Below are 14,590 nucleotides of genomic sequence, written 5' to 3'. Positions count from 1 at the left end.
CAACACAAAAAAAATAGAATTACGCATTGGATTCACTTTATAATCGGTATATTGAAAACAAACATTAATATACCACGTAGTTTCGCAATCAAATATGCCCGACTACATAACAATGGACAAAACACTATGCATGACTCAAAAGATCTTAAAAATGCCGGCCTGAAAGCCACATTGCCACGCCTGAAAATCCTGGAATTGTTCGAGCGTAGTGAGCAGCGCCATTTGTCGGCTGAAGACATCTACAAAGTCATGATCAGTAACGGTGAAGATGTCGGCCTGGCAACGGTTTACCGGGTATTAACCCAATTTGAACAGGCAGGCCTGCTGGTACGCCACCACTTTGAAAGTGGTAAAGCGGTATTCGAACTGAATGAAGGCAGTCACCATGACCATATCGTCTGTATCAAATGTGGCCGTGTTGAAGAGTTTTACGACGACGAGATCGAAAAAAGACAAAAAAGTGCTGCAGAAAAATATGGCTTCACCATGCAGGATCATTCCCTGACGATTTATGGTGTGTGCAAAGACCAGCCTTGCAATGAATAATCGTTAAAAATGACGAGTCAGCCGGTGACCTGCTGACTCGTTTTTCGATCTACCGCCATCAGACTTGACTCATATCCCGAGCACCTCCGCCGTTCACTCAGTCGGCTTCCCGCCTATTATCGGCGATTCTGCGGACATCCTGATTCTGGGCTCCTTACCCGGCATCGCTTCACTAACTCAACAACAGTATTACGCGCACAAACAAAATGCATTCTGGCGAGTGCTGGAAGCGCTGTTTCAAATTCCGGCCAACGCAGACTATGCGGCACGCTGCGCGCAGGTGAAAGCAGCAAAACTGGCGATCTGGGATGTCTGTCATTCGGCTTACCGGCCCGGCAGTCTTGATAGTGCCATTACCCAAAACACGGTGATCGCAAATGACATTAACGGTTTGCTGGCACAACACCCATCTATAAAAGCAATTGCATTCAATGGCAATGCCGCTGCCACTTTATTCAAGAAACATATACAGCTAAAGCATGCGGTCGCAACCGTTATGTTGCCATCGACCAGCCCGGCTAATGCCAGTATTCCCTATGTAAAAAAACTGGAGAAATGGTCAGCGTTACTGGATTTTCGTGATTAATCAACTGGCGTTTTTGGTTAACCAGCAGGCCTTTCGCCATTGAAAAGCTAGAGTCCGTCATTAAACAGAAGACTCTGTTCTAAAAGCGCGGCTGGAGATGCTGATTGAATTGTTATCGGGGTCTTTGGTATTGGCAAACTGGTAGCCATTCGCCTGATGCAGTGCGCCAAACACAAGACCTTGCGCCTGCGCTGCCTGCAAAAACAATGCGACATCCTGCACATCAAATGAAAGCTTCACACCCACTTGCCCCAGTTTGACTGACTTGGCGGCCTGATGCACCAGGATATTTGCGCCGCCGTTTCTGGCGCGCAACTCCACCAGCCCCTCTACGCTTTCACCGGTCGTTTCAAACCCGAAATGGTCGCGATAAAATGCCACGGTTTTCGGGATATCACGGGCGTAAATAATAATCGTGCTAAGGGTTGCCTGCACAGTAAGACCTGATTTACCGGATGGAATGCTTTAAAAAACCTGGCATCAATGCGTTGCTAACTTGAGCATTTCCCGCGCGTGATTACGCGTAGCTTCAGTGATCTGCAACCCACCGATCATGCGCGAGATTTCTTCGATACGCTCATCCACACTCAGGCCGCGAATACGACTCAAGGTGGCGCCGTTCAGCTCGGATTTGCTCACCTGCAAATGCTGCTGGGCCTGTGCAGCCACTTGTGCCAGATGCGTGATCACCAGTACCTGGCGTTGCTGGCCCAATTGGTTAAGCAAGCGGCCAACCACTTCAGCCACACCGCCACCGATACCGACATCTACTTCGTCAAAAATCATGCATGGCACACTGCCGAGCGAGGCAGTCGTGACTTGCAGGGCCAGGCTGATGCGTGACAATTCACCGCCGGAAGCCACTTTATTTAATGGTCGCGGCTCTACGCCTGCGTGGCCGGCCACTAGAAACTCCACCTGCTCCAGGCCATGGGCGGCTGCCTCGCCTGGTGTCAGCGCGACTGCAAACTGCCCACCTTTGAGCGACAGCGTTTGCATTTCTTCTGTAATGGTGAGCGCCAGTTTTTTGGCGGCCTGTTGCCGCTGGGCAGATAGCTGTGTGGCTGCCGCCTGATAGGCTTGCCACGCCGCAGCCACCTGTTTGGCTAACGCGCCATCATCGGCGAAACCTTCCAGTGACTGCATGCGTGCCGATTGTTGCGTCAACAAGTCTGGCAGTTCTTCCGGCTTGGCACGATATTTACGCGCCGCGCCGTGAATGGCCTGTATGCGTGCTTCAATCTCTGCCAATCGTTCGGGATCGAGTTCACTCTTCTGCAAATGGCGGTTAAGCGCACGGCTGGCCTCTTCCAGCTGAATCACCGAAGAATCCAGGATTTCCGCGATCGGTTGTAAACCGGCGTCTATAGCTTGCAGTTCACTCAACTTGACCTGCACTTGCGAAAGCAACTCAAGCGCATTCACTTCGCCATCTTCACTCATCCACTGCAAGCAGGTTTCCATCCCACTGAGCAAGCTGGCGCCGTTACTCAGGCGCACATGTTCCTGCTGCAAGGTTTGCCACTCTTCTGCAGAAAACATCAATTGTTTCAACTCGCGGGTACTGTCGCGCAGCTCTGTCAGTTCGTCGGCAAACTGGCTGGCATTTTTTTCATAAGCCAATTGCTGCTGGTGCAATTGCAACCAGTCTTTATATAAGGCACTCACTTGTTTCGCCAACGGGGTGGCCTGTGCATAGGCATCCAGGATCTCGCGCTGGGTAGCGACTTTTAACAAGGAGTGATGCGCATTCTGGCTGTAGATATCAATCAGGGTTTCGCCTATGTCACGCAATTGCCCTACGGTTGCGGAGGTGCCGTTGATAAACGCGCGACTGCGTCCATCGGCATAGATGACACGGCGTAATACCAGCGTGTCATCGACATCGATTTCCTGGGCTTGCAGCCAGTCACGGGCTGCCTGATTGTGCGTGATATCAAAAGTGGTGGATATCTCGGCTTTTTCATGGCCTTTACGCGTCACATCGCCTTCATTGCGCGCGCCAAGGCTGAGTGAAAGTGCATCGATCAGGATGGACTTACCGGCACCGGTCTCACCGGTGAGTGCGGTATAGCCTGCCGAGAACTCAAGTTCCAGCGACTCAACGATCACAAAATCACGAATAGAAAGGGCTTGTAACATAGTTTGTTTTTATTAAAGACTGGTTTAGCCCCAGTTTAGTTTGTTACGTAACATATCAAAATAACAGTAAGTTTTAGGATGCACCAGCTGGATTTCCTGCTCACCGCGCGCGATCCGGATATGGTCGCCTTCGATCAGGGCATGCTGGCCCTGACCATCAAAGCTGATCTGCGCATCGGCTGCGCTCACAATAATCACTTCAATCACACTTTCTGCCGGGACAGTAATCGGACGGTAACTCAAGGTATGCGGACTGATAGGCACAATCGAAATGGCGTGCAGGTCAGGATGCATGATAGGCCCACCGGCGGACAAACCATACGCAGTCGTGCCTGTCGGCGTCGCCAGTATCAGGCCATCCGAGCGCTGGCGCGAAACGAATTTACCATCCACATGCACTTCCAGCTCTATCAGGCGAAATGCGCTTTTGATCACGACATCGTTCAACGCGACCGACTGCCATTGTTGCGACTGCGCGCGTGAGACTTCCGATTGCAGCAACATGCGCGACTCAAGCTGGTACTCGCCCTGCAAAATCTTTTCAATCTCACCGAGCATATTGTCGGTTTGCAGATCGGTCAGAAAACCCAGGCGGCCACGGTTGATCCCGATCAACGGCACATTGGTGTCACGCAGGGCGCGGGCCACGCTAAGCATGGTACCATCACCGCCCATGACCACTACCAGATCCGCTTTATGGCCGATATTTTCCAGGCTGGCCAGTTGAAAACCTTCATGCCGCACAAACCGGGCGGTCTGCTCTTCTACGCATACATGCAGGTCTTGTGACATGAGATACTGCACCAACCGCGTCAAGTCATCGCGCATGTTTTGCAGCGCTGACTCATCCATGTATTTGCCGACAATGGCAACCGAGCGAAAGTAAGGAAGCATGCGCGCATTAAAGCACAGAAGCCCTGAACTGAAAAGCACAGAGGGCTGTTATCCTGAGCATAAATCGGGCAAAATCCCTCTACGTTAATAAGGCTGTAAAAAGTGGATAAACGCGCGCAAATTTTACTAAAAACCTTGGTTGAACATTACATCAGTGGCGGTCAGCCGATAGGCTCACGCACACTGCTGCAACATTCTGGCCTGGATGTGAGCCCGGCGACCATACGCAATGTCATGAGCGACCTGGAGCAATTGGGGTTTATTGCCAGCCCGCATACCTCCTCAGGCCGTATCCCCACTAAAAAAGGCTACCGCTTGTTTGTCGATTCATTGATGACCGTGCAGCCTTTGGATCATAGGGCCGTGGCGCAACTCAAAACCGGGTTTTCTTCGCCCAACCAGCAGGAGCTGATCAGCAGTGCAGCAGATATGCTTTCACAACTGACGCAGTTTGCCGGGCTGGTGATGACACCCAAGCGCACACGTAATGTGCTCAAGCATATGGAATTCCTGCATCTGAGTGAAAAGAAGATCCTGGTCATCCTGGTGACAGAAGATGGCCAGGTGCAAAACCGTATCCTGATGGCAGAAAAAGCCTTCAGCAGCAGTGAACTGATCGCTGCCAGCAACTATGTCAACAGCCATTGCCAGGGATTAACGCTGGATGAACTGCAGCATAAGCTGAAGCAGGAGTTACAGCAGGTACAGGCGGATATCAACCGGCTGATGTCAGCCGCACTTGATGCTGCCGGCCAGCCCGAACAATCAGCCAAGGAGACGGTGGTGATCTCCGGCGAGCGCAACCTGTTGCAAGTCGACGAGCTTTCTACCAATGTCACCAGCCTGCGTAAACTGTTCGAGATTTTTGAGCGCCGCACGGCACTCATGCAATTACTTGACCATAGCCAGCGCGCTGATGGTATTCAAATCTTTATTGGTGGTGAAAGCGGTTATTTGCCCCTCGATGAATGCAGCCTGATCACCGCCCCCTACGAAGCCGATGGGCAGGTAGTGGGTACATTAGGGGTGATCGGCCCTACCCGCATGGCTTACGAACGTATCATCCCCATCGTCGATATCACGGCAAAACTCTTGTCAAACGCCCTTTCTAATCAATAACTTCCTTATCTTTACAATCTTTTCTTAAATGTATGAATTGTCCGACAGGACAATCAGCCTGCCCCCTCTTCGCTTCAACTCTCTAAATTCTCATAATCACCTTACGTTCAATTCAACAGGAATAGAGGGGTGAAATGAAAAATCATAAACCATTGATATGGTCCATTTTATTAGTGACTGCACTGAGTACTTCAGGCTGCGGCTCTATGAGTTCTCGCGGTAAAAGCACCGCATTAGGCGCCGGTATCGGTGCTGTGGGTGGTGCAGTACTCACTGGTGGTAGTGCAATAGGCACTGTTGGCGGCGCAGCCGTCGGCGGAGTGGTCGGTAATCAGATCAACAAAAAGTGACCTTCACATATATCCCGCGTAGCTCAACCCTCGGGTTGAGCTATCGGTCAGTAATTTAACACTCAACTTTCACTCAAACATCAGAGTATTCAAGCGATGCCTGCCAGCAAGCGCTGGCCTGAATTTGCGCGGGAAGTGTCAGTGTTCGCTCGATTTTATAACCGTTGTTTTAGGAGTTTAGTATGAAGAAACCTTTGTTAATGCTGGCGCTTGGCTTATCCACTATTTTAAATAGTGCTTATGCTGCAACTTATGCCGCCACACCCTCCGGAGATGGCTACCAGTTCAGCAGCTCATTCGCCGGCGACACCAACTTTGATGACTATATTAGTTTCAGCACCACTGGCTTTCAAAATATCGTAGCCAGCATCTCCGGGTCATCTAGCAATACGTTCACGTTCAACACTTTCAATCTGCTGGATTCAGATAAAACCCTGGTGGCTACCGGCACTGTTTTAAACGGTATTCCCCAAGTGTCTTTTGGCTTTTTGACGAGTGCGCAAATCGGGACTTATTATCTACACGTTGTTGGTAATAGTACAGGTGCCACCACTGGTTACAATGGCACTATCTCTACAACGACCGCAGTCCCTGAGCCTGGCAATTATGCTTTAATGCTGGCAGGCTTGGGCCTGGTGGGTGTGATTGCGCGCAAAAAAATGCGTGACAATGTTTAAAACCATTGCTGTAAACCTTTAGTAAAAATCCCCGCTCAGGCGGGGATTTTTTTAGCCATGCCGGATACGCCGATGCACAATCGCCTTCATGAATGCATCTCCTTAGCTATCCCGGCCAAAATTCGCTTAAAATAACTGTATGACTTATTACAACTCCGAACCCAAGCAGACACCTGAAAGCCCATCCAAAGTAGGCATTTTACTGGCCAACCTCGGCACACCGGAAGCGCCCACCGCCAGCGCCTTGCGCCCTTACCTGCAACAATTCCTGATGGATAGGCGCGTGGTTGAGATCCCACGTTTCATCTGGTGCTGGATCCTGCATTTCATCATTCTGGTCATCCGCCCCAGAAAATCCGCCGAGAAATACGCCAGCATCTGGACGAAGGATGGCTCTCCGCTGATGGTGTACGCGCAGCAACAGAAAACCTTACTCGAGGCGCAACTGGCGGATAACTTGCCTGGTCAATGCGCCGTCGAACTAGGCATGACCTATGGTGAACCAAGTATCAAACGCGCACTTGATTCGCTGAAAGCGCAGCAATGTGACCGCATTCTGGTGTTTCCTTTATACCCACAATATGCCGCCAGTAGCACGGCAGCGGCTCTGGATGCCATCTGGCGTGTGCTGCTTAAAACCCGCAACGTGCCAGCCATCCGCACCATCAAAGATTATCACGACCATCCTCACTATATTCAGGCACTGGCGACTAAAATCAAAGACTATTGGCAGCAGCACGGACAACCAGACAAACTGGTGATGAGCTTCCACGGCGTGCCCAAATTTCATCTGGAGAAAGGTGACCCTTACTATTATCAATGCCTGGAAACAGGCCGTTTACTGGCTGCGTCCCTCAACCTGTCCACTGACCAATACGAGATTGCATTTCAATCGCGGTTTGGGCGCCAGGAGTGGCTGCAACCTTATCTGGCCACCACGCTGGATACTCTCGGTAAGCAAAAATTGAATCGCATAGACGTGGTCTGCCCCGGCTTTAGTAGCGACTGTCTGGAAACGCTGGAAGAAATCGCCATGGAAGGGAAACATCTGTTCCAGTCTGTGGGCGGCGGAGACTATCACTATATCCCTGCATTAAATGCCGAATCTGCCTGGATAGATGCCATGCGCGTCATCACGCTGGAACAGTTACAGGGATGGATAGCAACAGAGGCACCAGCAAACGCCCCACGCTAGCGAGCATAGGCATTGGGAGCCTTGCAATAAGGGTTTATAATGCCCGCTATCTCAAACACAAACTCTACTAGGCGCACGTGTGTACCAGCAACTCCCTGATGCGAAGTACATCGTCTGACATGCATTTATGATAGTTATTACCGGTGGCGCAGGCATGATAGGTTCTATCATGGCCTGGCACTTGAATACCAAGCTCGGCAGACAAGACCTGATCATTGTTGACCGCATCACCCATGAAAACCAGTGGCAAAACCTGGTACACAGGCATTATGCCGAGTACCTGGACAAAGACCAGCTGTTCGATTTCCTGGAAGACAATGACGATGTCACTGCGGTGATCCATATGGGCGCCATCAGCGCCACCACCGAGCGTGACTTCAACAAACTGGTTGCTGACAATATGCACTACTCGCAGGACTTATGGTCCTGGTGTGCCGAATATGAAGTACCTTTCTTTTATGCCAGCTCAGCCGCCACTTATGGCGCCGGCGAGCATGGTTATGACGATGCCAGCATTGAAGGCTTACGCCCGCTGAATGGCTATGGCTACTCCAAGCATTTCTTTGACCAGTGGGTGCTGGAACAGGTCAAACAGAAACAGCCTGCGCCACCTGCCTGGGCCGGGTTTAAATTCTTTAATGTGTATGGCCCCAACGAATACCATAAAGAACGCATGGCCAGCGTGGCTTTCCACACCTTTAACCAGTTTAGTGAAACCGGCACCATGCGCCTGTTCAAAGGCACTAAAGCAGGCGTTGAAGATGGCATGCAATTGCGCGATTTTGTCTATGTAAAAGATGTGGCCGATGTGATGGGCTACTTCCTGGAGGCGGCCCTCAAGCAAAAACCGGCGACCAGTGCCATTTACAATATAGGCACCGGCCAGGCACGCAGCTTTAAAGACCTGGCCACCAGCGTCATGACCAGTATGGCCCGCGAACCGGACATCACTTACATTGATATGCCGGCGGACTTGCAGGGCAAATACCAGTATTTCACCCAGGCCGAGATGCAAAAGCTGCGCAATGCCGGTTACAAAAAACCTTTCACCAGCCTGGAAGAAGGCGTGAAAGACTATGTGCAACAGTATTTAATGCAAGAAGATGCTTATTGCTAACCATGCACCTTTTACTCTCTTGCAATTTTATTCCCATGCCCGCATTTGATGCGTACACAACCACTGATTTAAAGGCGACATCATGAGCTATGTTGAATATCTCGAAGGCGAGCATGCAGCGCATATGGCTATGTTCGAGGCCTTGAAAACCACATTCCCCCTCATCAGTGAAGTGGGTATTGTCATTCGCGACTGTATCCAGCAAGGTGGCAAGATCTTGTTATGTGGCAATGGCGGTAGCGCGGCAGACAGCCAGCACATTGCAGCTGAAATCGTCGGCCGCTTCAAGAAAGAGCGCAAAGGCCTGCCGTCTATCGCCCTCACCACCGACACCTCCATACTCACTTCAGTCGGCAACGATTATGGCTACGATTATATTTTTGCGCGGCAGGTAGAAGCCTTGTGCCGCCCTGAAGATATCCTGATTGGCCTCACCACCAGCGGTAACAGTGCCAATGTGGTCAGGGCGATCGAGGCGGCGAATGAAATCGGCGCCACCACCATAGGCCTGACCGGCGGCAGTGGCGGCAAATTGAACGATCTGTGCAAATACAATATCGTGGTGCCCTCGAATGTGACTGCACGAATCCAGGAAGCCCACATTTTCATCGGTCACAGCCTGTGCGAGATCCTGGAATCCTGATGACTGGCACACAAACAAATACCAGCCTGGCAGCATTAGTGCAGCATTTTGGTGACACGCCCCAGCACGTGCTGGTCATTGGCGATGTCATGCTCGATCGTTATCTCATAGGCGAAGTGAACCGTATCTCGCCAGAAGCACCGGTGCCGGTGTTACTGATCAAATCCGAACAGCATTGTGCAGGCGGTGCCGCCAATGTGGCCGCCAACCTTGCCTTGTTAGGCATACACACGCGCATGATAGGGCTGGTAGGCGAAGACAATGAAGCCGCATTGTTATTAAACGCCATGCACACGCATGGCATAGATACGCAAGCCATGATTAAAACGGCAGCGCGCCCGACCATCGCCAAAACCCGCATTCTGGGTGGGCATCAGCAAATGATGCGGCTGGACCAGGAGATCACCAGTGAGCTGACTACCAGTGAAGCAACCCCTGTGACTGCTGCGATTCAGGCGGCGCTTGAACAGCAACCGGCACTGGTCATTTTGTCAGACTACGCCAAAGGCCTGCTCACAGAGCAGATTTGCCAGCACGTGATTCATTATTGCCGCGCTCAGACAATTCCTGTGCTGGTAGATCCCAAAGGTCGTAACTATCATAAATACCGCGGCGCAACAGCGCTGACACCGAACAAAAAAGAAACCGCTGAGGCCTGCGATACCCAGGTCAACGATGTGGCGCTGATTGAAAAAGCCAGCGCCTTGAAAGCCAGTTTATCGCTGGATTTCCTGGCAGTGACACGTGGCGAAGAAGGCATTAGCCTGATCACCGAGCGCACCGAACATCTGGGCGCGACTGCCAAACAGGTGTTTGATGTCTCCGGCGCCGGGGATACCGTGATCGCCACACTGGCAGCTGGCTTGATCCATGGCCTGTCGCCCCTGGAAAGTTTATCACTGGCCAACATTGCCGCAGGCGTGGTGGTTGGCAAAGTCGGCACCGTGCCTATCACCAAAGCCGACCTCGTGTATGCGCTTGCGAGTGCGCAAGGCAGCGCCCAGGCGCATAAAGTCAGCGAATTGCCGGACTTGCTGCAAAAAGTATCCGCCTGGAAGCAGCAAGGACAAAAAATCGTGTTTACCAATGGCTGCTTTGATTTACTGCATGCAGGCCATGTCACCTATCTTGAAGGCGCCAAAAAGCGTGGGGATAAATTAGTGCTGGGCCTGAATACCGACCGCTCCGTGTCTGCCCTCAAAGGCCCTACCCGCCCGGTAGTGAATGAGAATGACCGTGCGCGCGTACTGGCCGCGCTGGAATCTGTTGATGCCGTGATTTTGTTTGATGAAGATACGCCGCTGGATCTGATCCGCGCCATCCGGCCAGATGTAATCGCCAAAGGCAGTGACTATACTGCCGACCAGGTGGTTGGTGGCCAGGAAGTGTTAGCCTGGGGCGGTGAGATTGCACTGATTGACCTGGTCGAAGGCCGCAGTACCACTAACCTGATTAAAAAAATGCACGCATGAACAAGATTCTGGTGATGGGCCCATCATGGGTGGGTGACATGGTGCTGGCACAAAGCCTGTTCAAACAGCTGAAGATCGACCAGCCGGACTGCCAGATTGATGTCGCAGCCCCGGCCTGGACCTTGCCCTTGCTGGAAAGAATGCCGGAAGTCACGCAGGCGATCGCCCTGCCCTTCAAACATGGGGATTTAGCCATAGGCGAGCGCTACCGGTTTGGCAAGCAACTCGCCACAAAAGGTTACACACAGGCGATCTTGCTGACCAACAGCCTGAAGTCCGCCATCCTGCCCTGGGCAGCCAATATCCCCGTCCGCACCGGTTTTAAAGGTGAAATGCGTTATGGTCTGGTCAACGATATGCGGCCGCTGGATAAATCCATCCTCAAAAAAACCGTGGAACGCTTTGTGGCGCTTGGCCGCGACAAGAATGAGGTTCTTCCACAATCACTGCCACTGCCTGTACTAGCCGCTGACCGTTCAAAAATCACGGCATTGATGCAACAACATGGTATTGCACCTTCACATAGCCGTGTGCTAGGGTTGTGTCCTGGCGCCGAATATGGCGAGGCCAAGCGCTGGCCGGTGGAATACTATACCGAAGTGGCTAACGCTGCGTTAAGCAAAGGCTGGCAGGTATGGCTGTTCGGTTCGGATAAAGACCGCCCAGTGACCGCACAGATACAGCAACACACGCAACAACGCTGCGTAGACCTGGCTGGAAAAACCAAACTGGGCGAAGCGATCGATTTAATGTCGGCCTGCCACACCATGATCAGCAATGACTCTGGCCTGATGCACGTGGCAGCGGCACTGGATAAACAGCTGATTGCGATCTATGGCTCCTCAGACCCCAGCCACACGCCGCCCATGCACCCACAGGCGGTCGTTGAATATCTGGGATTATCCTGTAGCCCGTGCTTTGAGCGTGTGTGCCCGCTTGGGCACCTCAATTGTTTAAAACATATTCCGCCAGCACGGGTGATACAGCATCTTGCTTTAAGCGCGCAAGTACCTCAGGCATGACTTATCCGCTGCTGACAGCCCAACACCTCACCGGAGCACGTATCATTGAGCGTGACCCGCGTGGCATCAAAGTATTACAGTTGCCGAATGCCGATTACCTGAAAGTGTTTCGCCTGCGCCACCGTTTCAGCTGGGCGCGTTTCCAGGGTTACGCGCAACGATTCGCCAAGCATGCCAGCACACTTGCTGCATTGGGGATTCCCACCCTTAAAGTGATCGATTGCTATCAAGTAAAAGATGCGCGCCTGCTGGATGATGCGCTGGCAGTGAAGGACTCAGAAACAGCGCAAACGTTAAGCCACACTTTTGTCGTGCATTACGCGCCTTTGCCAGGCGATACGCTGAAACACCTGCTAGACCAGCAGCAATTGCAAGTAGCGCATATCAAGCAATTGGGTGCCTTTATCGCCGAGTTGCATGCAAAGGGCATTCACTTTCGTTCGCTGCATTTCGGCAATATCGTGCTCACGCCTGAGGGCAAGATGGGCCTGATCGATATTGCCGACATGAAGATCTACCCCTGGGCACTCTGGTTCGGCACGCGTTTGCGCAGCTTCAGGCATTTGACGCGCTATGCCAGGATGAATGTACCGTTTGGCATATCGAACTGGGCGATACTAGTGGATAGTTATATTGAACATGCGGCGCTCAGCCCATCTAAAGCCAATGTACTTAAAAAGAAAATGCAGCATTTTTTGCTGCATCCTCCACACTAGTCAATACGCTTAAACACCAGCAGCTGTTTTCTATGCTTGTGCCCGTAGAACGTTTTATCCAGCTGAAAACCCGCCAGTTGCTGCTGAAACGCTTTTAACCTGGCTTGCTCTTCTGCCGTGTCATCAAATTTAATCACCAGATAACTGTATTGCGCAATGCGCCCATCTGCGACAAGTTTTGCCAGATAGTCCCACTCATGATCGAATCTGCCATCATAAGGCGCATCGGCATAGAATCGCTGCTTGGCTGAGCTATAAAAGGCCTGCTGACCTGCTGGCAACTGGGATTTCACATAAGCGACGGCATCAAGTTCATAATAAAAGTCGGCACTTTTGGGTTTGATATTGCCGATAAACCCGCCCAGTACGATCAGGGCCACCAGCATCAGCAATATTTTTTTTGCATACGCCTTATTGTTTTTTGGGTAATGCAATAATTTATGCACGGCGAAACTTGAAAACACAATCAGTACGAAGCCGAACAATGCCACATAACGCGCTGATAACAGGTTGACCTTGAAGGTGATTAAACAGCCTATCACCCACGATACAAACAACAAAAACAGCAGCACCTGGTATGCCACCGGCTGCACACTTTTCTTGATGCTGTGTTTTTCAGCCAGCACCAGCAATGGGGGTGCCCAGCCAGCCACGCTCAGGCATTTGAGCGTGGCAATTGAGAAGTAGGCCAGCAAAAAGGTGAACCAGGCGTATTCCTGGAATGGTTCGCCAATCACGGCATCGCGCATGATGCCGACGCGATGCACGATATCCTGGGTGACATTCATCTCGATATCCTGAAACCCGGTAAAAAGCTCTTTGACGCGGCCCAGATCTTCCAGGCTCATATGCATGGCCAGTAACACAAAGGGCGCAATCAGGCCACCCACTATTAACAGTGAATACGGCGCAGCGATTCTTTTTAAACGCCCTGATGCATGCTGTGCAATCATGAATCCGGCCAGTGGCAACACCAGCCACTGCACCGCGCCCTCTATCCTGAATAATGTCGCCAGCAGTGCAAATATCTGCCAGTAAATAGCATGTTTCCAGCGCCCGTGCTGATAGAACAGGATCAGCTGGTTCACAGCGTGTATCATCATGGCCCAATAGCCAAGGTCACGGCTGGCCATCGGTAAGATATTGCCCACGATATAACCAGAACCCAACAACAAAACCACCGCATAAAACTGGGTCCAGTCATTCCCCCCGGCAATGCTGACCATGCGCATCAGCCCCCATACCAGCAGCATAAAAAACACCACGATCAGCAAGTTTGCACAGGTTTGCAAGCCCAGGCCAGTGACAGTATGCAGACACGCAATCAGCGCCGGATAGAATCCCCAGCTATAGCCTTCAAACGGATGCGGATCACCCAAAGCAAAATGTTGTGCCATGCCAAAGTAGAGAATGGAGTCATTGGTGATCCAGCCATGCTGAATGACGATGATGCGGCAACAGGTGATAAAAGCGAGCGCCAGGGCCAGGTATAGTGGTAAATGTTTGCGGTGGTTAATCATGTTTGATTGCTTGCAGCTCCCATAACACATGGGTCTGCGGTTTTAATTTTAGTTTTCTGAAGATGGTTTTAAGCCTGGTAGAAAGATCATCATTGGCACGATAATGCAATCTTGGATAGACCCACGCCACGCGTTTGGCTTTAAACAAGCCTGTAAAACCATAGTTTTTGCCATAACAACGCCCCTCACAAAAATAGCTATGCGTTGCATCGGTAATAAAATTCACATGCGTGGGGTCAAGAAAAGCTTCTTTGCTGGGGTACGCAGGCGTCAGGGCATAAAATACGCCGTCGTGCTTTAACACGCGCCAGATCTCGTTCATTAATTCGATAAAGGGGAAACGGGTGCCGTACTCGCCGCCATTGAGTATGCGTGGAATGTGCTCGATAAAATCGAACGCGGAAACCGCATCAAAGGTGTTATCCGCATAAGGGATGGGATCAACAGACAGGTTTGCCGTTTTAATTTCCACGCCTGGCGCCAGGATGGGATGCGCCACCAGATCTATGCCACACACCACCTCATATGAAAAAGGATTCCTGGGCTTGGCGCCGCAGCCTAAGTCGAGGTGATGTCTGGCTGTGTGCACTT

The 14,590-nt window shown here is 51.5% G+C and carries 16 protein-coding genes; 11 read left to right on the top strand and 5 right to left on the bottom strand.

What is annotated here, in order from left to right:
* Positions 1–126 precede the first annotated feature (126 nt).
* Positions 127–546, top strand: coding sequence for a ferric iron uptake transcriptional regulator (fur, locus tag ACTS9Y_RS11045; RefSeq protein WP_442585979.1), 420 nt, complete (start codon positions 127–129; stop codon positions 544–546).
* Between the two features lie 64 nt (positions 547–610).
* Positions 611–1,132, top strand: a complete 522-nt coding sequence (locus ACTS9Y_RS11040; protein ID WP_442585978.1) for a DNA-deoxyinosine glycosylase — start codon at positions 611–613, stop codon at positions 1,130–1,132.
* A gap of 60 nt (positions 1,133–1,192) precedes the next feature.
* On the opposite strand, the gene ACTS9Y_RS11035 is transcribed toward ACTS9Y_RS11040, so the two are convergent.
* Genes ACTS9Y_RS11035 through ACTS9Y_RS11025 form a run of 3 tightly spaced genes read right to left on the bottom strand, consistent with a single transcriptional unit; the run spans position 1,193 to position 4,168 of the window.
* Positions 1,193–1,567: a VOC family protein gene (locus ACTS9Y_RS11035; protein WP_442585977.1), complete on the bottom strand. Its 375-nt coding sequence runs from the start codon at positions 1,565–1,567 to the stop codon at positions 1,193–1,195.
* A gap of 45 nt (positions 1,568–1,612) precedes the next feature.
* The gene (gene recN / locus ACTS9Y_RS11030; protein ID WP_442585976.1) at positions 1,613–3,274 is read right to left on the bottom strand and encodes a DNA repair protein RecN; all 1,662 of its coding nucleotides are present in this window, start codon (positions 3,272–3,274) and stop codon (positions 1,613–1,615) included.
* A gap of 24 nt (positions 3,275–3,298) precedes the next feature.
* Positions 3,299–4,168, bottom strand: a complete 870-nt coding sequence (locus ACTS9Y_RS11025) for an NAD(+) kinase (RefSeq protein ID WP_442585975.1) — start codon at positions 4,166–4,168, stop codon at positions 3,299–3,301.
* Positions 4,169–4,270: 102 nt separating this feature from the next.
* Between ACTS9Y_RS11025 and hrcA the strand changes: the two genes are divergently transcribed.
* The 9 genes from hrcA to ACTS9Y_RS10980 all read left to right on the top strand — a co-directional run bounded on the left by hrcA (position 4,271) and on the right by ACTS9Y_RS10980 (position 12,479).
* Positions 4,271–5,287 carry a heat-inducible transcriptional repressor HrcA gene (gene hrcA, locus ACTS9Y_RS11020; RefSeq protein WP_442585974.1) on the top strand — a complete coding sequence of 339 codons (1,017 nt, stop codon included), beginning with the start codon at positions 4,271–4,273 and terminating at the stop codon, positions 5,285–5,287.
* Between the two features lie 134 nt (positions 5,288–5,421).
* Positions 5,422–5,637 (top strand): glycine zipper 2TM domain-containing protein, encoded by a 216-nt coding sequence (locus tag ACTS9Y_RS11015; protein WP_442585973.1) that lies wholly within the window; start codon positions 5,422–5,424, stop codon positions 5,635–5,637.
* 182 nt (positions 5,638–5,819) lie between these two features.
* Positions 5,820–6,314, top strand: coding sequence for an FxDxF family PEP-CTERM protein (locus tag ACTS9Y_RS11010; RefSeq protein WP_442585972.1), 495 nt, complete (start codon positions 5,820–5,822; stop codon positions 6,312–6,314).
* Between the two features lie 139 nt (positions 6,315–6,453).
* Positions 6,454–7,509 carry a ferrochelatase gene (hemH, locus tag ACTS9Y_RS11005; protein WP_442585971.1) on the top strand — a complete coding sequence of 352 codons (1,056 nt, stop codon included), beginning with the start codon at positions 6,454–6,456 and terminating at the stop codon, positions 7,507–7,509.
* Between the two features lie 127 nt (positions 7,510–7,636).
* On the top strand, positions 7,637–8,626 hold the full coding sequence (rfaD, locus tag ACTS9Y_RS11000; protein ID WP_442585970.1) for an ADP-glyceromanno-heptose 6-epimerase: 990 nt from the start codon (positions 7,637–7,639) through the stop codon (positions 8,624–8,626).
* Positions 8,627–8,708: 82 nt separating this feature from the next.
* Positions 8,709–9,269 (top strand): D-sedoheptulose 7-phosphate isomerase, encoded by a 561-nt coding sequence (gene gmhA / locus ACTS9Y_RS10995; RefSeq protein ID WP_442585969.1) that lies wholly within the window; start codon positions 8,709–8,711, stop codon positions 9,267–9,269.
* Positions 9,269–10,741, top strand: coding sequence for a D-glycero-beta-D-manno-heptose-7-phosphate kinase (rfaE1, locus tag ACTS9Y_RS10990; RefSeq protein WP_442585968.1), 1,473 nt, complete (start codon positions 9,269–9,271; stop codon positions 10,739–10,741). Before gmhA ends, rfaE1 begins: the two co-directional genes overlap by 1 nt.
* Positions 10,738–11,763: a lipopolysaccharide heptosyltransferase II gene (gene waaF / locus ACTS9Y_RS10985; RefSeq protein ID WP_442585967.1), complete on the top strand. Its 1,026-nt coding sequence runs from the start codon at positions 10,738–10,740 to the stop codon at positions 11,761–11,763. The genes rfaE1 and waaF overlap by 4 nt, the downstream gene beginning before the upstream one ends.
* The gene (locus tag ACTS9Y_RS10980; RefSeq protein ID WP_442585966.1) at positions 11,760–12,479 is read left to right on the top strand and encodes a toluene tolerance protein; all 720 of its coding nucleotides are present in this window, start codon (positions 11,760–11,762) and stop codon (positions 12,477–12,479) included. Before waaF ends, ACTS9Y_RS10980 begins: the two co-directional genes overlap by 4 nt.
* Here ACTS9Y_RS10980 and ACTS9Y_RS10975 read toward each other — a convergent pair.
* Together ACTS9Y_RS10975 and ACTS9Y_RS10970 are read right to left on the bottom strand one after the other, a co-directional pair.
* A complete protein-coding gene (locus ACTS9Y_RS10975) occupies positions 12,476–13,999 on the bottom strand; it encodes a hypothetical protein (RefSeq protein WP_442585965.1) in 1,524 nt (507 codons plus the stop codon). The genes ACTS9Y_RS10980 and ACTS9Y_RS10975 overlap by 4 nt on opposite strands.
* The gene (locus tag ACTS9Y_RS10970) at positions 13,992–14,588 is read right to left on the bottom strand and encodes a methyltransferase domain-containing protein (protein ID WP_442585964.1); all 597 of its coding nucleotides are present in this window, start codon (positions 14,586–14,588) and stop codon (positions 13,992–13,994) included. The genes ACTS9Y_RS10975 and ACTS9Y_RS10970 overlap by 8 nt, the downstream gene beginning before the upstream one ends.
* Positions 14,589–14,590: the final 2 nt, after the last annotated feature.

This window comes from Methylophilus sp. (assembly GCF_052173275.1).
GTDB lineage: Bacteria > Pseudomonadota > Gammaproteobacteria > Burkholderiales > Methylophilaceae > Methylophilus.
This window is presented reverse-complemented; position numbering and strand designations above follow the sequence as displayed.